Source organism: Pseudomonas mucoides, assembly GCF_015461845.1.
GTDB classification, from domain to species: Bacteria; Pseudomonadota; Gammaproteobacteria; order Pseudomonadales; family Pseudomonadaceae; genus Aquipseudomonas; species Aquipseudomonas mucoides.
The window spans coordinates 301,228-318,731 of sequence record NZ_JACOPW010000003.1; the positions used below are offsets into that span (position 1 = coordinate 301,228).

Here is a 17,504-nt window from a genome sequence, read left to right on the forward strand (position 1 = left end):
GCTCGCGATGGCAGCCACCTGGTCATGAGGCTCTACTCCGCCAACAGTCGCGCCGCCTTTTCTTTCAAGAGACGAAGATCCATCACCGGTACGCCCATGCCCTTGGCCAACTCATCCCACTGACGCATGCGCAAACTGACCTCGCACAGAGGGTCCTGTTCGAAGGCTTCGGCCTCAGCCGGTGTCATCACGCCACCCTGATACTCCAACGTGCGACGGCTGGCCTCACTCAAGCGCTCGTAGTACCCCGGCTCTTTGAGCGTCAGATAACGCTTGGCCTGCACGTGGTATTCCACCAGTCGCGCCATGCGTTCGCCGAAACCGGCACGGCGCAGGTAATCGGCACCTAGTCGTTCGTGGCTGACCACGCCAAAGCCGCCCATGTTCTCGGTGCTTTCGGCACAGATGTGCCCGATGTCGTGAAAAAAAGCAGCCAACACCACTTCATCATCGAAGCCTTCGGCCATCGCCAATTGTGCGGCCTGAGACATGTGCTCGATCTGCGACACCGGTTCGCCGATGTAGTCGCTGTCGCCAAAACGCTCGTACAGACCGAACACGTCGGCAATCACCTGTTCGTGGTTGCTCATCAACGCTCTCCCAACAAAGTCGCCACATTACGTTCAGCCAATGCAGGCCCGACACTCATACCGACGCCGGTGTGCATCAGCGCCACGCTCAATCCCGGTGCCGGACGCAGGAACGAAAACGGCCCCGGCCCCCGTGAACCATAGACACCCTGCCAGCGTTCGATCACTTGCACCTTGCAGCCCAGCGTCTGTTCGGCCAGTTCGATCATCCAGTCGTCCACTTGCTCGGCGTTGAACGGCGATGGATCGCTGCCGTAATGGTGGGAGTCGCCGATGATCAATTCGCCGTACGGCGTCGGGCTGATCAGCAGGTGAATGCCGTTGTCATGCAGGTGCGGCTCGTCTCGCAGAATTTGCGCCTGCACCGCCGCCGCTTCCGGCAGATCGGCAAAGGCGCCGTAATGCACGCAACTCAAACCGGTGAGCAACGCGTGTTGCAGGTTGAGGTTGATCTGCGGGCGGGCGCGAAGCATTTGCAGGCGACAGATTTGCGGGTTGAGTGCTGCAATCTGTTCGGCCAGCAACGTCTGATAATCGTGGCCGGAACAGACGATGATCTGCTCGGCGCTGAAAGTGCCGGCGGTGCTGTGCAAGCGGCCCGGTTCGATGTCACGGACCAGGGTCGAAAAGTGAAAGGTCACGCCGCGTTCGCGGTGCAGGTAGTCGATCAGCGCCGGAATGGCTTCGCGGGAATACAACTGCTGATCGTCCATCCCGTGCAACGCGGCGCGGTGATGGGTGAACTGGCCGCGGTACAGATCACGCAAGGCAGCGCCGCGCAGCAGTTCGACGCGGTAGCTGTGCTCCACGGCGCGACCGGCGCAGAACGCTTCCAGCAGGTGTTCTTCGGCTTCGGTGCGGGCGAACAGGTATGAGCCGTTGCGCTTGAGTTGCAGGCCGGCGAGTTGTGCCCATTGGCCCCAGATCTCGCGGCTGGCCTTGGCCAGTTCAAGCATCGGGCCCGGCGGCTGGCCGGTGACGAGGGCCTGGCCGAAGTTGCGCACCGAGGCGCCCAAGGGCGTTTCGCTGCGTTCGAAGACGGTGACTTTCAGACCGCGTCGGGCGGCGGCGTAGGCGTGGGACAGGCCGAGGATGCCGGCGCCGACGATCAGCAGGTCGTTGTGTTGTGTCATGGCGTAATCCCGCTTTTTGTGGCGAGGGAGCTTGCTCCCGCTGGGGCGCGTAGCGGCCCTGAAAATGGGCCTGCTGCGCAGTCCAACGGGAGCAAGCTCCCTCGCCACAGAATGTGAGTCGGTTACTTGGCAACCACTTTCTCGGACTTGCCGTCATAGCGCTTGCGCCATTCGGTCAGGATCTCGTCACGGTTCTTGGAAGCCCAGGCAAAGTCGTTCTTGATCAGACGCTGCTCATAATCCGCCGGCAATTCAGTCTGCGGCTTGGCGATACCCGGCTGAGCCAGTACCGCGAAGTTCTCTTTGTAGAGCTCCATCGCCGCAGGGCTTGCCGAGAAGTCAGCCAGTTTCTTCGCCGCCTCTTCATGCGGAGTGCCTTTGATCACAGCCGTTGCCTCGATCTCCCAGCCCAGGCCTTCTTTCGGCAGGATGATGTCCAGCGGTGCGCCTTGGCGCTTCAGCTGCACGGCCGGGTATTCAAAGGAAATGCCGATCGGGAATTCGCCGGCAGCCGCCAGTTTGCAAGGCTTGGAGCCGGAGTGAACGTACTGGCCGATGTTCTGGTGCAGGTCGTCCATGTACTGCCAGCCCTGCTTCTCGCCGAAGGTTTGCAACCAGGCGCTGACGTCGAGGAAGCCGGTGCCGGACGAGGCCGGGTTAGGCATCACGATTTTGCCTTTGTACTCAGGCTTGGTCAGGTCTTGCCAGCTCACGGGTTTGCTCAGGCCCTGCTTCTCGGCTTCGACGGTGTTGAAGCAAATGGTCGCGGCCCAGACATCCATGCCGACCCAGGCGGGTGGGTTGGCGGCGTCGCGGTAGTTGCCGCCGATTTTGCCCAGGTCTTTCGGCGCGTAGCTTTGCAGCATGCCTTGCTGGTCGAGGATCGCCAGGCTCGAAGCGGCCAGGCCCCAGACGGCGTCGGCTTGTGGGCGAGCTTTTTCGGCCAGCAACTTGGCAGTGATGATGCCGGTGGAATCACGTACCCACTTGATCTCGACGTCCGGGTTGGTCTTTTCGAAAGCGGCCTTGTAAGCGGTCAACTGCTCGGCTTCGAGGGCGGTGTACACCGTCAACTCGGTTTTCGCCGCGAAGGCGTTCAGGCTAAAAGCGGAGAGAACAGCAGCGGCCAGGGCCAGGGGCTTGAACATGATCGTTTTCCTGTTTTTTGAGTTGAGGCTTGAGGGTTGAGTCACGGGCAGAATCAGTGGCCAGGCGCGGTCTGCCGCCAGGCTTGGGAACGGCGCAGCAAACCGCGCGAGGCCCAGGCCAGCAGCAGGGACACACCCGCCGAGGTGAACAGAATCAGGGTCGACATCGCCGCCGCGCCGCCGACGTTGCCGGCGTCGTCCATGTTCAGCACCGCCACCGCCGCGAGGATGGTGTCAGGGCTGTAGAGGAAGATCGCCGCCGAGACAGTGGTCATGGCCGAGACGAACAGGTAGCGCACGATGTCCAGCAGCGCCGGCAGGCAGATCGGCACGGTGACGCGCAGGTAGTGTCGATACAGCGGCGCCTTGAGCGACAGCGCGGCGGCTTCAAACTCGGCGTCGAGCTGACGCAGTGCGGTGGTGGCGGTCATCTGCGCGGTGGTCAAATAGTGAGCAATGGTGCAGACCACCAGCAAGGTCATGGTCCCGTAAAGCACATGCAGCGGGTTGCCGGTGAGGTTGAAGAAGAAGACGTAACCCAGGCCCAGCACCAGTCCCGGCACCGCCATCGGTACGAAACTGAGCATGCGCAAGGTGAGATTCAGTCCGCGCTGGCCCTTGGTTTTTTCCATCAGGTAAGCGCCGGTGAAGATCAGCACGCTGCCGATCAACGCCGTGCACAACGCCATCTTCACGCTGTTGCTATACGCCAGCCAGCCGCCACCCGCCGTGTCGTTGAACTGGTAGTGGTTGAGCGAGAGCGACAGGTTGTACGGCCAGAATTTGACCAGCGAAGAGAAGATCGCCATGCCGAACACCAACAGCAACGCCGCGCTGATCAGCAACACGATGCCCAGGTAGCAGCCGTCGCGCAGTTTCGATGGCGCGGGTTTGAAGACTTGCGCACGCCCGCTCATGGAGTCGCCCTGACGTCGACGCAACCACGCATCGACGCCGAAGCTGAACAGCGCCGGCAACAGCAGGACCATGCCGATCAACGCGCCGCGACCGAACTGCTGCTGGCCGACCACCGCTTTATAGGCTTCCAGCGCCAGCACCTGGTAGTCGCCACCGACCACCACAGGCACGCCGAAGTCGGTGATGGTCAACGTAAACACCAGGCAGAACGCGGCGAACACAGCCTGACGCGTCGCCGGCCAGGTAATGCTGCGGAAAGCTTTTGCCGGACTCGCACCCATGCTGGAGGCAGCATCGAACAGTCGCGCATCCGCCAGGGACAGCGCCGACAGCAGGATCATCAAGGCGTGTGGGAAGGTGTAGATGACCTCGCCGAGCACAATGCCCCAGAAGCCGTAGATGTTGTCCGAGAGCAAACCACGCAACATGCCCTGGTTGCCGAACAGATAGACCAGTGCAATACCAGGCAGCATCGACGGCGCCATCAACGGCAGCAGCGAAATCCCACGCCAGATGCCTTTGCCGGGAATCAATGTGCGTTGCAGGGCGTAGGCAAACAGATAGGCCAGCGGTACGACAATCGCCGCGACGCTGAGGGAAACCTTGAGGCTATTACCCAACAGCCAGTGAAAATTTTCGCTGGTGACCAACTCCCGTGCGGCCACCAGACCACCGCCCTGCCCGGCTTCGGAGCTGAAGCCGCGCCAGAAGATCGCCAGCAACGGCATCAACACCGCGACGCCGAGCAATACCAGCAACAGGACTTTGCCGCCGACCACGAACACCCGGTCGCCGATTTCGGCACGGGAGGTCTGCCGAACCTGCTTGTGCGGTATCGGCAGCGCGATGTTCGCGCTCATCAGGCAAACACCTGCAGGCTGCGCGGCGGCAAGGCAACCATGATCTGCTGGGCGCCGAGGCGCGGCATGGCTTCCGGTGCCAGTTCGGCGAGCAACGGATGGCCCGGCAATTGGTCGAGTTCGAAGCTCATGCGGCAGCGGTTGCCGAGGAAAGTAATCTCGCGAACCTTGGCCGGGAACAGGTTTTCTTCATGCACCAGCGGGTTGACGTTGATCGCCTCCGGGCGGCAGAACAAACGGCCCGACGCAGTTTTTGCGCTGCCATCGGCCAGGCGCATGTTCAGCCCGCCGACCTGGGCGTGGCTGTCACTGCTGCGGCGAAACGGCAGCCAGTTACCCTGGCCGACGAACTCCGCCACAAACGGCGTGGCCGGACGGTCGTAGATTTCCTGCGGCGTGGCGTACTGCTCGACCTTGCCGTTGTTCATCACGGCGATGCGGTCGGCCATCAGCATGGCTTCGTCCTGATTGTGCGTGACCATCAGGGTGGTGATGCCGAGGTTGCGCTGCAATTGGCGAAGTTCGGTGCACAGGTGCTCGCGAACCCGGGCGTCGAGTGCCGACATCGGTTCGTCCAGCAGCAATAACGAAGGCGCTGGCGCCAGGGCCCGAGCCAGGGCGACGCGTTGCTGTTGGCCGCCGGACAATTGGCCGGGGTACTTTTTCTCGCTGCCGATCAGGCCGACCAGTTCCAGCATCTGACCGACACGCTTGCGCACTTCGTCGCGACCGCTGCCGGCGAGACCGTAGGCAATGTTCGCTTCGACGGTGAGATTGGGGAACAGTGCGTAGGACTGGAACAGAATGCCGTAGTCCCGCGCCTGGGGGGCCAAGTGGGAAACGTCGCGATCACCGAGGTACAACTCGCCGCTGTCCTGTTTTTCCAGGCCGGCGATGCAGCGCAGCAAGGTGGTTTTGCCACAACCCGACGGGCCCAGCAGACACACCAGTTCGCCGGCCGCCACGTCGAGGGAAACGTTATCCAGCGCAGTAAAGGCGCCGAAGCGTTTCTGTACGCCGCGCACCTTCATCGGGGCGCCGGGGTTGGTCAGGGCAGTTGCGATCGAGTGGTTCATGGACAGGCCTCATCAAGCAGATGAAGGCCATCCTAGGGATGCAATGCGTCCGTCATGTGGCAGTGAGGCAAAAATGGCTGATAGTGGTATTCAGGGATTTTGGTTCACCGTCGATCGTTCCCACACTCTGCGTGGGAAACGATCATCAGGCAGGTGCCATTTCCTGCGCCAACCCGAGAAACGCCGCTGGCAGCCGCGCGCCTTTGCGCTCCTTGAGGCAATACAGGTACTCGGGAATCTGCGGCGCATTCTCGATGGTCAGCACCCGCAGTTGCGGATCGTGCGGCACTTCCTGCCGGGCAATGATGCTGATGCCGATGTTGCGCAGCACCGCCTCCCGGATCGATTCACGGCTGCCAATCTCCAGCAGCGGCCCGAAACTCACCCCGGCGCTGGCCAGTAACTCTTCCGTCAGACGCCGAGTGGTCGAGCCCGATTCGCGCATCAACAACGTATGCCCGGCCAATGCGCTCAGCGGCACATGGTCGTGAACCGCCAGCGGATGATTGCGATGCACCGCCAACACCAACGGATCGCTGCCCAGCACCCGGCGAATCAACCGCGCATCGTCGAGCAATTGCGAGGACGCCGCGACATCCACCCGGTAGTCCTCCAGCGCTTCGAGCACTTGTTGGGAATTGCCGATTTCCACCGACACTTCCACTTGCGGCAGGCGCTCGCGAAAGGCCTTCACCAGATCAAGGATGTAATACGGCGCCGTGGCCGCGATGCGCAACGTGCCCTGGACCTGACCGCTGTTGCGCAGGAAAAACTCGATGTCGGCTTCCTGCTGCAACAATGCCTTGACCATCGGCAGCAGCCGCGCGCCTTCTTCGCTGACGCTGAGGCGGCGGCCGCCACGGTAGAACAGTTCAACCGAGTACTGACTTTCCAGATGGCGGATCTGCGTCGTCACCGTGGGCTGGCTCAGGCCAAGCTTCTTCGCCGCCAGGGTAATGCTGCCCAGGCGGGCCACCATGTAAAACGCCTTCAGCTCGGCACTCAGCACACCCGCTCCTCATCGCTTATTTGCGCAACAGGCGCAAACCATTGAACACCACCAACAGGCTCACGCCCATGTCGGCGAACACCGCCATCCACATGGTAGCGATCCCGGCGAAGGTTACCCCAAGAAAGATCGCCTTGATGACCAAAGCGAGGGCGATGTTCTGTTTCAGGATGCTGGAGGTCTGGCGCGACAAGCGGATGAACGCCGGAATCTTGCGCAAATCGTCGTCCATCAAGGCGACATCAGCGGTCTCGATGGCGGTATCGGTACCGGCCGCCGCCATGGCAAAGCCGATCTCGGCCCGGGCCAGCGCCGGCGCGTCGTTGATGCCGTCGCCGACCATGCCGACGTTATGGCCCTGTGCATAAAGGGCTTCGATGGCTTGCAGTTTATCGGTCGGCAGCAGGTCGCCCTTGGCCTCGTCGATACCGACTTGTGCGGCAATCGCCTGCGCGGTGTGGACGTTATCGCCGGTGAGCATCAGGGTTTTCACGCCCAGCTCATGCAACTGGCGGATCGCTTCACGGCTGCTCTCTTTAACGGTGTCGGCCACGGCGAACAGCGCCAGCGGACCGGACGGGTCGAGCAGCAGCACCACGGACTTGCCCTGCTTCTCCAGCGCGAACAGTTTTTCTTCCAGTTGCGGCGAGCACAGGCCCAGCTCTTCGACCAGACGATGATTGCCCAAGTGGTAGGTCTGGCCGTTGACTTGCCCCTTCACACCGCGACCGGCCAGCGCTTCGAAGTTATCCACAATCAGCGGCGCAAATTGTTTATCGGCAGCCGCGTTGGCAATGGCCAGCGACACCGGGTGATCCGAGCGACCGGCCAGCGCTGCGGCAATCGCCGGGGCAGTGGCGTCTGCGGTGGGCTCAAGCGACAAATAATCGGTCTGCACCGGTTTGCCATGGGTAATCGTGCCGGTCTTGTCCAAGGCCAAGTAATCGAGCTTGTAACCGCCCTCCAGATAGACGCCGCCCTTGACCAGAATCCCTTTGCGCGCCGCCGCCGCGAGGCCGCTGACGATGGTCACCGGAGTGGAAATCACCAACGCGCATGGGCAAGCCACCACCAGCAACACCAGCGCGCGATAGATCCAGTCAAACCAGACGGCGCCCATGAACAGCGGCGGAATGACCGCGACCGCCAGAGCAAGAATGAAGACCGCCGGGGTGTAGATTTTGGAAAACTGGTCGACGAAACGCTGGGTCGGCGCCCGGGCACCCTGAGCCTGTTCGACGGCGTGGATAATGCGCGCCAGCGTCGAGTTGTTGGCCGCTGCGGTCACCGCATATTCCAGAGACCCCGCCTGATTGATGGTGCCGGCGAAGACTTTGTCGCCGACGGTCTTCTCCACCGGCAGGCTTTCGCCCGTGATCGGCGCCTGATCGATGGTCGAACTGCCCGACACGACTTCGCCGTCCAGGCCAATCCGCTCGCCGGGACGCACCCGCACTCGCGCACCGAGCTCGATGGTTTTGACCTCTTGCGTGACCCAGCTGCCGTCGGCTTGCTGCACCGTCGCCTGTTCCGGGGTCATCTGCATCAAGCCGCCAATGGCGTTACGCGCCCGGTCCAGCGATTTGGCTTCGATCAACTCGGCCACGGTGAACAGGAACATCACCATCGCCGCTTCCGGCCATTGCCCGATCAGGATCGCGCCGGTGACCGCGATGCTCATCAACGCGTTGATGTTCAGGTTGAGGTTCTTGAGCGCGATCCAGCCTTTCTTGTAAGTGGTGAGGCCGCCACTGAGGATCGAAATCAGCGCGATGATCGCCACCACCCAGTCCGGCGCGGCGCTAGTGAAGTGGATCACTTCTGCCGCCAGCGCCCCCACGCCGGACAGTGCCAGAGGCCACCAGTGCTTTTTCTCGGGGATCGGCGCTGGCGCTTCGACGCCCTGCTCCAGCGGTTCGGCCACCATGCCCAGCGACTTGATCGCCTCGATGATCGGCGCAGTGCTCGGCAGGTCATGGGTCACGCCCAAGACCCGATTGATCAGGTTGAATTCCAGCTGTTGCACACCCGCAAGCTTGCCCAGTTTGTTCTGGATCAGCGTCTGCTCGGTCGGGCAGTCCATGGCGTCGATGCGGAAGCTGCTCAGCCGCGCACCGGCGGTTGGCGTTTCGCTCAACTTGATCAGCGATGGCGCCGCCACTTTGGCGGAACAGCAGGAATCACCGTGCCCGCCATGCTCATGTTTCTGCACAGGCTGCAGTTTGTGGCTGTGATCGTGCCCAGCCTCGTGTGTGTGGGTGTGTCGGGAATCGCTCATCGGGTCGCGTCCATGAAGGTGCCTGTTGCCAAGTAAAGACCCTGTAGCCACTATAGGGTCAAGCACCCATTTGGAGATTGCCGTCATGAAGATCGGAGAACTGGCCAAACTCACCGACTGCGCCGTCGAAACCATCCGCTATTACGAGCGCGAAAACCTGCTGCCGGAACCGGCCCGCAGCGACGGCAACTACCGCGTCTACACCCAGGCCCACGCCGAACGCCTGACCTTCATCCGCAACTGCCGCACCCTCGACATGACCCTCGAAGAGATCCGCAGCCTGCTGGCCTTGCGCGACAGCCCGCAGGACCAGTGTGAAAGCGTGAATGCGCTGATCGATGAGCACATTCACCACGTCAAGGCGCGGATTGATGGGTTATTGGCATTGCAGACACAACTGCTCGACCTGCGCCAACGCTGTGGCGAAGGGCCGGAGATTGATCAGTGCGGGATTTTGCAGCGGTTGGAAGTGAGTGGCGGGGTTGTGGCGACGGAGGTTGAGCATTCTCATGTCGGGAGAAGCCACGGGCATTAAAGCCCCCCTAAAACCTGTGGGAGCGGGCTTGCCCGCGATGACGGCGGCACATCCAACGTTGATGTGACTGACAAACCGCTTTCGCGGGCAAGCCCGCTCCCACAGGGTTATGTGTTAAGGCTTAGACCGCCATTGGCGCGGTCATTGGCGCGTGGTGCTGATACCCCTCAAGCGAGAAATCGCCCGGCTCGATCAACTCCAGCCATTCCGGCTGATACACGCCAGTCTTGGCAAACTCCGGTACACGATCACTGATCACCAGTTTCGGCATCGGGAACGGCTCGCGCTTGAGCTGTTCATTCAGCATGTCCAGGTGGTTTTCGTAGACGTGCGCATCACCAATGAAATAGGTGAACCAGCGCGGCGTGTACCCGGTCAGGCGACCGATCAGGCTCAGCAGCGCGGCGCCCTCGGTGAGGTTGAACGGTGTGCCCAGGCCCAGGTCGTTGGAGCGGATGTAGAGGGTCAGGGAGATTTCCCTGGTCTCGACATTCGGGTGGAACTGGTACAACAGGTGGCACGGCGGCAGGGCCATTTCATCGAGCTGGGCAACGTTCCAGCCGTGGAACAGGATGCGGCGGCTGCCCGGGTCCTTGATGATGGTGTCGACGCACTGGCGGATCTGGTCGATCGCCTTGTACAGCACCACGTAGGCCTGGCCGTCTTCTTCACCTTCCGCGATCTGGCGGTAGCCCTGACTCAGAGTCTGCTCGATGGCGGCCTGGTTGCTGACCGGGATCTGCTTGTACGCCGGCCATTTACGCCATTGCACGCCGTAGATCTCGCCGAGGTCGTCGTCGCCCTGGCGGAACGGGTTGGCCAGCCACTGCGCGTTTTCGTTGGCGTTCTGGTCCCAGACCTTGCAGCCCAGTGCACGGAATTCGGCGGCGTTGTTCACGCCACGCAGGAAACCGCACATCTCGCCGATGGCCGATTTGAAGGCCATCTTGCGCGTGGTGATCGCCGGGAACCCTTCTTTCAGGTCGTAACGCAGCATCGCGCCCGGAAAGCTTATGGTGTTCACGCCCGTACGGTTGGCTTGCTTGGTGCCGTTCTTGATGACGTGGGCGACCAGTTCGAGATATTGCTTCATGAGTTACCTGTGTCCTTGAACCCGGAGGCCGTCGCCCCCGGGGTTCGAATTTATACGGCTGCCGCTGGGGTCGCCGGGGCGCGGTGATACGCCAACCAGATCAGGAACAGACCACCGACGATCATCGGCACGCAGAGCACCTGACCCATGGTCAGCCAGTTCCAGGCCAGATAGCCCAGTTGCGCGTCCGGTACGCGGACGAATTCGACGATGAACCGGAAGATGCCGTAGAACAGCGCGAACATCCCCGATACCGCCATGGTCGGCCGCGGCTTGCGCGAGAACAGCCACAGGATCAGGAACAGCGCGACGCCTTCCAGCGCGAACTGGTACAGCTGCGACGGATGGCGCGGCAACTGCGACGGATCGCTGAACGGCGGGAAGATCATCGCCCATGGCACGTCGGTCGGCTTGCCCCACAACTCCGCGTTGATGAAGTTGCCGATACGCCCGGCGCCCAGGCCGATCGGCACCATGGGTGCAACGAAGTCCATCAGCTGGAAGAACGACTTGTTGTTCTTCTTGCCAAACCACAACGCCGCCAGCATCACGCCAATGAAACCGCCATGGAACGACATGCCGCCCTTCCACACTTCGAAAATCAGCGTCGGGTTGGCCAGATAGGCGTGCAGATCGTAGAACAGCACATACCCCAAACGGCCGCCGACAATGACGCCCATCGACATCCAGAAGACCATGTCGGAGAGTTTCTCCTTGGTCCAGGTCGGGTCGAACCGGTTCAACCGGCGGGACGCCAGCAGCCAGGCGCCGCCAATGCCGATCAGGTACATCAAGCCGTACCAGTGGATTTTCAGCGGACCGATGGCCAGGGCCACCGGGTCGATCTGCGGGTAAGGCAGCATTGCGACTCCTCGTTAGAGTTGAAACCAAAATTCCCGGGTGACGCTGCCACCTCAGGATTAAGCCAGGATTGCGAAACGTGTCAGAGCAGAAAGCTCAGGCCCACGCAGAACAGCAAAGCGGCAAACAGTCTTTTCAGCAACTTCGGCGACAGCCTGTGGGCCAGTCGCGCGCCGATACGGGCGAACACCATGCTGGTCAGGGCGATCCCCAGCAGCGCCGGCAAGTACACAAAACCGAGACTATGGGCCGGCAGCAATGGATCGTGCCACCCCAGAATCATGAAACTTAATGCACTGGCCAAGGCGATCGGCAGACCACAGGCCGACGATGTGGCCACGGCTTGCTGCATCGGTACACTGCGCCAGGTCAGGAACGGCACGGTCAAGGAGCCGCCGCCAATCCCGAAAATCGCTGAGGCCCAGCCAATCACGCTACCGGCCAGGGTCAGACCGAGTTTGCCCGGCACCGTTCGGCTGGCCTTGGGTTTGACGTCCAGCGCCAGTTGCGCGGCGATGACCAGGGCGAACACGCCGATGATCTTCTGCAGGTTCGGGCCGGAGATCGCTTCGGCGGTCAGCGCGCCGAAACCGGCGCCCATCAGAATGCCGACGGTCATCCAGACGAAAATCGGCCAACGCACCGCGCCACGACGATGGTGTTCGCGTACGGCGTTGACCGAGGTAAAGATAATCGTCGCCAGGGACGTGCCGACCGCCAGGTGGGTCAGGATCGATGCGTCAAAGCCCTGCAAGGTGAAACTGAAGACCAACACGGGGACGATGATGATCCCGCCGCCGACCCCGAACAGCCCGGCCAGCACGCCTGCGCAGGCGCCCAGCGCCAGGTAAAGCAGAAATTCCATGGATGCATCCCCGAAGAAGGGGGGCATGGTAACGGATGGAGGGGGCAACGCTCCACTGCGCAAGGCGATGGAACGACGGGCGAGGACTGCGTAGAGTGAGCAAAAAACACACAAGGACCACCTTATGTGCCTGATTGTCTTCGCCTGGCGGCCTGGCCACGCCCAGCCGCTGATCGTGGCGGCCAACCGCGACGAATTCTATGCCCGCCCTAGCCTGCCTCTGGCGCAGTGGCCCGAAGCGCCCAACGTTTACGCCGGCCGAGACCAGGAAGCCGGCGGCACCTGGCTGGGTATTGGCGCCAATGGGCGCTTTGCGGCACTGACCAATATTCGTGATCCGCATCAGCCGCCATCGCGTAAATCCCGCGGTGAACTGGTGGCGGGGTTTCTGTTGGGTGACCGCTCGATTGATGACTATTTGAGCGATGTTGTCCGACGTTACATCGAATATGCCGGGTTTAATCTGCTGATCGGCAATACCAACGAGCTGTGGCACTTCAATGCGCGGGAATCTGAGGCGGTGATGCTGCCCCCGGGTGTTTACGGATTGTCGAACGCCGGGCTCGATACGCCATGGCCAAAACTGCTCAAGGCCCGGGCGGCACTGGAAGAAGTCTTGGCAGACCCGCAACCCCAGGCGTTGCTGGCATTGTTGGGGGATGCGCAGACGGCGCCGTTTACCGAACTGCCGGACACCGGGGTCGGGCTGGCGACCGAGACGTTGTTGTCGAGTGTATTTATAGCCAGCCAGAGTTATGGGACGCGGGCGAGTACGGCGTTGATTGTTCAGGCGGATGGGACGCGGCATATGGTCGAAAGGAGTTTCGGGCCGTATGGGGGGCATCTGGGGGAAGTGGAGATCCGGCTTTAGTTGTGTGTTGTGAGGACTGACCCTATCGCGAGCAGGCTCACTCCTACACTGGATGTGCGTCGGTCACAGTTCCAATGTAGGAGTGAGCCTGCTCGCGATGGAGCCAGCCAAGTTTTAGAGGGTCTTCACTGAAGCCGGATTGATCATCTTCGCCAACCCAAGGTTCTTCAGCGCCAGTTGCAGGGAGCTGTGGATAACTTGCGGGTTGTCGATGGTCATCAGCTCTGCGAGCAAATCCTTGGCCTTGCTCAGGTTGATCTGACGCAGCATCCACTTCACTTTCGGCAAGTTGGTGGCGTTCATCGACAGGCTGTCGAAGCCCATCGCCATCAACAGCACCGCTGCTGCCGGATCACCGGCCATCTCACCACAGATGCTTACCGGCTTGCCTTCGGCATGGGCATCACGCACCACGTTCTGCAACGCCTGAAGCACCGCCGGGTGCAGGTAGTCGTAAAGGTCGGCCACCCGTGGGTTGTTGCGGTCCACGGCCAGCAGGTACTGAGTCAGGTCGTTGGAGCCGACCGACAGGAAGTCCACTTGCCGCGCCAGTTCCTTGGTCTGGTACACCGCCGCCGGAATCTCGATCATCACGCCAATCGGCGGCATCGGCACGTCGGTGCCTTCGTCGCGGACTTCACCCCAGGCCCGGTGAATCAGGTGCAGGGCTTCTTCGAGTTCGTGGGTGCCGGAGATCATCGGCAGCAGAATCCGCAGGTTGTTCAAGCCTTCGCTGGCCTTGAGCATGGCGCGGGTCTGCACCAGGAAGATTTCCGGGTGATCGAGGGTGACGCGAATCCCGCGCCAGCCGAGGAACGGGTTGTCCTCCTTGATCGGGAAGTACGACAACGCCTTGTCGCCGCCAATGTCCAGGCTGCGCATGGTGACCGGTTGCGGATGGAACGCGGCGAGCTGCTCGCGGTAGATCGCCAACTGCTCCTTTTCGCTCGGAAACCTCTGGTTGATCATGAACGGCACTTCGGTGCGGTACAGACCCACGCCTTCCGCGCCACGCTTCTGCGCCCGCGCCACGTCCGCCAGCAGGCCGGTGTTGACCCACAGCGGCATGCGGTGACCGTCGAGGGTCACGCACGGCAAGTCGCGCAGGGAGTCGAGACCGAGTGCCAGCTGCTTCTCTTCTTCCACCACTTCGGCGAACTGCTTGCGTAGCACGTCGCTCGGGTTGGTGTAGACCTCGCCGCGATTACCATCGACGATCAATTCGATGCCGTCGACCTTGGCATAGGGCAGGTCGACCAGGCCCATCACCGTCGGGATGCCCATTGCCCGGGCCAGGATCGCGACGTGGGAGTTGCCTGAACCGAGGACCGAGACCAGACCGACCAGCGTGCCTTCCGGCACCTCGCCGAGCATCGCCGGCGTCAGTTCTTCGCTGACCAGAATGGTTTTTTCCGGGTAGACCAGATTCTGCTGACGCTCTTCCTGCAGATACGCCAGCAAACGCCGGCCAAGGTCCTTGACGTCCGAGGCGCGCTCACGCAGGTAGGCGTCGTCCATCAATTCGAAACGGTTGACGTGCTCAGTGACCACTTGGCGCAACGCACCCTGGGCCCACTGGCCGGTCTTGATCACCGTGGTCACTTCGCTGCCCAGCGCCTCGTCGGCGAGCATCATCAGGTAGACGTCGAACAAGGCCCGTTCTTCGGGGCGCAGTTGCGAGGCCAATTTGGCGGACAACGCGCGCATGTCGGCGCGCACGCCTTCGATGGCCGTCTTGAACAACGCCAGTTCAGCGTCGATGTCGGTGATGGTCTTGTCCGGCACCACGTCCAGATCAGCCGGTGGCAGCATGACCACCGCCGTACCGACCGCTGCACCCGGTGAACCCGGCACACCGACGAACTTGGCTTCCTGGATGCCTTTGCCCTGACGGCCCAGGCCGCGGATCGAACCGGTGGCCTCGGCGTGAGCAATAACGCCGGCAAGCTGCGCGCTCATGGTCACGAGAAAGGCTTCTTCACCTTCATCGAACTGGCGGCGTTCTTTTTGCTGGATGACCAACACGCCGACGACGCGGCGGTGGTGAATGATCGGCGCCCCGAGGAAAGAGGCGTAGCGCTCTTCACCGGTCTCGGCGAAGTAGCGGTAGCGCGGGTGATCCGCGGCGTTTTCGAGGTTCAGCGGTTCTTCACGCGTGCCGACCAGGCCGACCAGACCTTCGTTGGGCGCCATGCTGACTTTGCCGATCGAGCGCTTGTTCAAGCCCTCGGTCGCCATCAGCACGAAGCGGTTGGTCTCGGGGTCAAGCAGATAGACCGAGCAGACCTGGCTGCCCATGGCCTCTTTGACGCGCAATACAATAATGCCCAACGCCGCCTTGAGATCCTTGGCGGAGTTAACTTCCTGGACGATCTTGCGCAGCGTATTGAGCATGGCTCGGGGTCGAACTCCGTCGTCAGTCGCGCGTTAAAAGGCGCGGGGCAAGCTCTTTGAGAGCGCGTCGATACACCTCGCGCTTGAATGTCACCACCTGGCCCAACGGATACCAATAGCTGACCCAGCGCCAGCCATCGAATTCCGGTTTACCGGTCAAATCCATCCGCACCCGCTGCTCGTTGGAGATCAGGCGCAGGAGAAACCACTTCTGTTTCTGGCCGATGCACAGCGGTTGGCTGTGGGTACGGACCAGACGTTGCGGCAAACGATAGCGCAACCAGCCCCGGGTGCAGGCGAGAATTTCAACATCTTCACGCTCAAGACCCACTTCTTCGTTCAACTCGCGGTACAAGGCGTCTTCCGGCGTCTCCTGGGGGTTGATCCCGCCCTGAGGAAACTGCCAGGCATCTTGATTGATACGGCGAGCCCATAGCACCTGTCCGGCATCATTCGTGAGAATGATCCCGACATTGGGGCGGAAACCATCGGGGTCGATCACGGCAACAACCTCGCAAACGCATGTCGCCGCATTGTTCCACAAAGGTTGTGAAAGCAGCAACGCGCCGACCGACCTTATGTGCACTCTTGTGAAAAGTCCGTATTCTGGGCGCCTTTCTACAGACTTTTCAGCGAGTAACTGCAATGCGTCTGGCTTTATTCGACTTGGACAACACCCTGCTGGGCGGCGACAGTGACCACGCCTGGGGCGATTACCTGTGCGAGCGCGGCTTTCTCGACGCCGTCGCCTACAAGGCACGCAACGACGAGTTCTATCAGGATTACCTGGCTGGCAAGCTGGATAACGACGCTTACCTGAACTTCTGCCTGGAAGTGCTCGGGCGCACCGAAATGGCCACGCTGGATCAATGGCACCTCGATTACATGCGCGATTGCATCGAGCCGATCGTGTTGCCGCAGGCCATCGAATTGCTGGCCAGACACCGCGAGGCCGGGGACAAACTGGTGATCATCACCGCGACCAACCGTTTCGTGACCGGGCCGATCGCCCAGCGCCTGGGGGTTGAAACCCTGATCGCCACCGAGTGCGAGATGGTCGATGGCCGTTATACCGGGCGCAGCACCGATGTGCCGTGCTTTCGCGAAGGCAAGGTGACGCGGTTGACTCGTTGGCTGGAAGAAACCGGGCATTCGTTGGAAGACAGCTATTTCTATAGCGACTCGATGAATGATTTATCGTTGCTGGAGCAGGTAACGAATCCGGTCGCGGTGGATCCGGATCCGAATTTGCGCGCCGAGGCCGAGAAGCGTGGATGGCCGGTGATTTCGTTGCGCGATTGAAATCGCCATCGCGGGCAAGCCCGCTCCCACAAGGTTCTGCTGCGTGACATAGAAAGCATTTACAGCAGTGAACCCTGTGGGAGCGGGCTTGCCCGCGATTGGGTCGACTCAGTCTCTACCCTTAAACAGGCTTGGCACCCATCAACCCCGCAATGGCGACAAAGCAGACAAAACTGAACAACGCCAAGGCAAAGGTAAATCTCCCCACCCCTCCCGGCGTCTTGCGCAGCTTGTTAAGCCGCACCAACAGCCAAAACCACGCCAACGCCGCCACGGTGTAAAGCACACTCGACGCCAACAACCACGTCTGCCCCAACGGCCAGCCCACCAGATGCACCATCCCCCAGCCGGTGAACGGCATGCTCAACAGCGCCAGGCCCATCAACAACCAGATGAACACCCGTGGCCGTTGCAGGGTGCGGCTGCCGGCCGTCGCGTCACCTTTGCGTCGCGCGATAAAAACCCAGATCCCCAAGCCCAGCGCACTGATCAGCAACACCACCGTTGCAACCATGTGCGCCACTTTCAGGGCAGTTAACGTTTCCATTGTCCGATTTCCTTATGACCTGCC

16 protein-coding genes are annotated in these 17,504 nt (G+C 61.5%); 3 read left to right on the top strand and 13 right to left on the bottom strand.

What is annotated here, in order from left to right; translation table 11 throughout:
• Positions 1–32: 32 nt before the first annotated feature.
• From H8F22_RS16255 to H8F22_RS16285, 7 genes are all read right to left on the bottom strand, one after another.
• Positions 33–590: a phosphonate degradation HD-domain oxygenase gene (locus tag H8F22_RS16255; protein WP_059182007.1), complete on the bottom strand. Its 558-nt coding sequence runs from the start codon at positions 588–590 to the stop codon at positions 33–35.
• Positions 590–1,723, bottom strand: coding sequence for a TIGR03364 family FAD-dependent oxidoreductase (locus H8F22_RS16260; protein WP_194940456.1), 1,134 nt, complete (start codon positions 1,721–1,723; stop codon positions 590–592). The genes H8F22_RS16255 and H8F22_RS16260 overlap by 1 nt, the downstream gene beginning before the upstream one ends.
• A gap of 122 nt (positions 1,724–1,845) precedes the next feature.
• A complete protein-coding gene (locus H8F22_RS16265) occupies positions 1,846–2,871 on the bottom strand; it encodes a putative 2-aminoethylphosphonate ABC transporter substrate-binding protein (protein WP_027926521.1) in 1,026 nt (341 codons plus the stop codon).
• 53 nt (positions 2,872–2,924) lie between these two features.
• Complete coding sequence (locus H8F22_RS16270; protein WP_059182005.1) at positions 2,925–4,649, bottom strand: putative 2-aminoethylphosphonate ABC transporter permease subunit; 1,725 nt, start codon at positions 4,647–4,649, stop codon at positions 2,925–2,927.
• Positions 4,649–5,725, bottom strand: a complete 1,077-nt coding sequence (locus tag H8F22_RS16275; RefSeq protein WP_194940457.1) for a putative 2-aminoethylphosphonate ABC transporter ATP-binding protein — start codon at positions 5,723–5,725, stop codon at positions 4,649–4,651. The genes H8F22_RS16270 and H8F22_RS16275 overlap by 1 nt, the downstream gene beginning before the upstream one ends.
• A 145-nt stretch (positions 5,726–5,870) precedes the next feature.
• The gene (locus H8F22_RS16280; protein WP_027926518.1) at positions 5,871–6,734 is read right to left on the bottom strand and encodes a LysR family transcriptional regulator; all 864 of its coding nucleotides are present in this window, start codon (positions 6,732–6,734) and stop codon (positions 5,871–5,873) included.
• A 16-nt stretch (positions 6,735–6,750) separates the two neighbouring features.
• Positions 6,751–9,012: a heavy metal translocating P-type ATPase gene (locus H8F22_RS16285; protein WP_194940458.1), complete on the bottom strand. Its 2,262-nt coding sequence runs from the start codon at positions 9,010–9,012 to the stop codon at positions 6,751–6,753.
• Positions 9,013–9,097: 85 nt separating this feature from the next.
• On the opposite strand from H8F22_RS16285, the gene cadR reads away from it, so the two are divergent.
• On the top strand, positions 9,098–9,547 hold the full coding sequence (gene cadR, locus H8F22_RS16290; RefSeq protein WP_027926516.1) for a Cd(II)/Pb(II)-responsive transcriptional regulator: 450 nt from the start codon (positions 9,098–9,100) through the stop codon (positions 9,545–9,547).
• A gap of 121 nt (positions 9,548–9,668) precedes the next feature.
• On the opposite strand, the gene H8F22_RS16295 is transcribed toward cadR, so the two are convergent.
• The 3 genes from H8F22_RS16295 to H8F22_RS16305 form a co-directional block, all read right to left on the bottom strand.
• Positions 9,669–10,640: a thymidylate synthase gene (locus H8F22_RS16295; RefSeq protein ID WP_027926515.1), complete on the bottom strand. Its 972-nt coding sequence runs from the start codon at positions 10,638–10,640 to the stop codon at positions 9,669–9,671.
• 50 nt (positions 10,641–10,690) lie between these two features.
• Complete coding sequence (gene lgt / locus H8F22_RS16300; RefSeq protein WP_059182002.1) at positions 10,691–11,503, bottom strand: prolipoprotein diacylglyceryl transferase; 813 nt, start codon at positions 11,501–11,503, stop codon at positions 10,691–10,693.
• An 80-nt stretch (positions 11,504–11,583) separates the two neighbouring features.
• Positions 11,584–12,366 (bottom strand): sulfite exporter TauE/SafE family protein, encoded by a 783-nt coding sequence (locus H8F22_RS16305; RefSeq protein WP_027926513.1) that lies wholly within the window; start codon positions 12,364–12,366, stop codon positions 11,584–11,586.
• Positions 12,367–12,490: 124 nt separating this feature from the next.
• Here H8F22_RS16305 and H8F22_RS16310 point away from each other — a divergent pair, with 124 nt between their 5' ends.
• The gene (locus H8F22_RS16310) at positions 12,491–13,237 is read left to right on the top strand and encodes an NRDE family protein (protein ID WP_027926512.1); all 747 of its coding nucleotides are present in this window, start codon (positions 12,491–12,493) and stop codon (positions 13,235–13,237) included.
• Positions 13,238–13,351: 114 nt separating this feature from the next.
• On the opposite strand, the gene ptsP is transcribed toward H8F22_RS16310, so the two are convergent.
• Entirely contained in the window at positions 13,352–15,631 is a 2,280-nt protein-coding gene (gene ptsP, locus H8F22_RS16315; RefSeq protein WP_027926511.1) for a phosphoenolpyruvate--protein phosphotransferase, read from the bottom strand.
• 22 nt (positions 15,632–15,653) lie between these two features.
• Positions 15,654–16,133 (bottom strand): RNA pyrophosphohydrolase, encoded by a 480-nt coding sequence (locus H8F22_RS16320; protein ID WP_007945562.1) that lies wholly within the window; start codon positions 16,131–16,133, stop codon positions 15,654–15,656.
• Between the two features lie 143 nt (positions 16,134–16,276).
• Here H8F22_RS16320 and H8F22_RS16325 point away from each other — a divergent pair, with 143 nt between their 5' ends.
• Positions 16,277–16,933: a histidinol-phosphatase gene (locus tag H8F22_RS16325; protein WP_027926510.1), complete on the top strand. Its 657-nt coding sequence runs from the start codon at positions 16,277–16,279 to the stop codon at positions 16,931–16,933.
• A gap of 121 nt (positions 16,934–17,054) precedes the next feature.
• Here the strand turns inward: H8F22_RS16325 and H8F22_RS16330 are convergent, their stop codons facing one another.
• Entirely contained in the window at positions 17,055–17,480 is a 426-nt protein-coding gene (locus H8F22_RS16330; protein ID WP_027926509.1) for a DUF2269 domain-containing protein, read from the bottom strand.
• Positions 17,481–17,504: the final 24 nt, after the last annotated feature.

Coding starts and splice junctions, on each gene's coding strand:
- H8F22_RS16255 (WP_059182007.1), bottom strand. CDS start 590: ATGAGCAACCACGAACAGGTGATTGCCGACGTGTTCGGTCTGTACGAG.
- H8F22_RS16260 (WP_194940456.1), bottom strand. CDS start 1,723: ATGACACAACACAACGACCTGCTGATCGTCGGCGCCGGCATCCTCGGC.
- H8F22_RS16265 (WP_027926521.1), bottom strand. CDS start 2,871: ATGTTCAAGCCCCTGGCCCTGGCCGCTGCTGTTCTCTCCGCTTTTAGC.
- H8F22_RS16270 (WP_059182005.1), bottom strand. CDS start 4,649: ATGAGCGCGAACATCGCGCTGCCGATACCGCACAAGCAGGTTCGGCAG.
- H8F22_RS16275 (WP_194940457.1), bottom strand. CDS start 5,725: ATGAACCACTCGATCGCAACTGCCCTGACCAACCCCGGCGCCCCGATG.
- H8F22_RS16285 (WP_194940458.1), bottom strand. CDS start 9,012: ATGAGCGATTCCCGACACACCCACACACACGAGGCTGGGCACGATCAC.
- cadR (WP_027926516.1), top strand. CDS start 9,098: ATGAAGATCGGAGAACTGGCCAAACTCACCGACTGCGCCGTCGAAACC.
- H8F22_RS16295 (WP_027926515.1), bottom strand. CDS start 10,640: ATGAAGCAATATCTCGAACTGGTCGCCCACGTCATCAAGAACGGCACC.
- lgt (WP_059182002.1), bottom strand. CDS start 11,503: ATGCTGCCTTACCCGCAGATCGACCCGGTGGCCCTGGCCATCGGTCCG.
- H8F22_RS16305 (WP_027926513.1), bottom strand. CDS start 12,366: ATGGAATTTCTGCTTTACCTGGCGCTGGGCGCCTGCGCAGGCGTGCTG.
- H8F22_RS16310 (WP_027926512.1), top strand. CDS start 12,491: ATGTGCCTGATTGTCTTCGCCTGGCGGCCTGGCCACGCCCAGCCGCTG.
- ptsP (WP_027926511.1), bottom strand. CDS start 15,631: ATGCTCAATACGCTGCGCAAGATCGTCCAGGAAGTTAACTCCGCCAAG.
- H8F22_RS16325 (WP_027926510.1), top strand. CDS start 16,277: ATGCGTCTGGCTTTATTCGACTTGGACAACACCCTGCTGGGCGGCGAC.
- H8F22_RS16330 (WP_027926509.1), bottom strand. CDS start 17,480: ATGGAAACGTTAACTGCCCTGAAAGTGGCGCACATGGTTGCAACGGTG.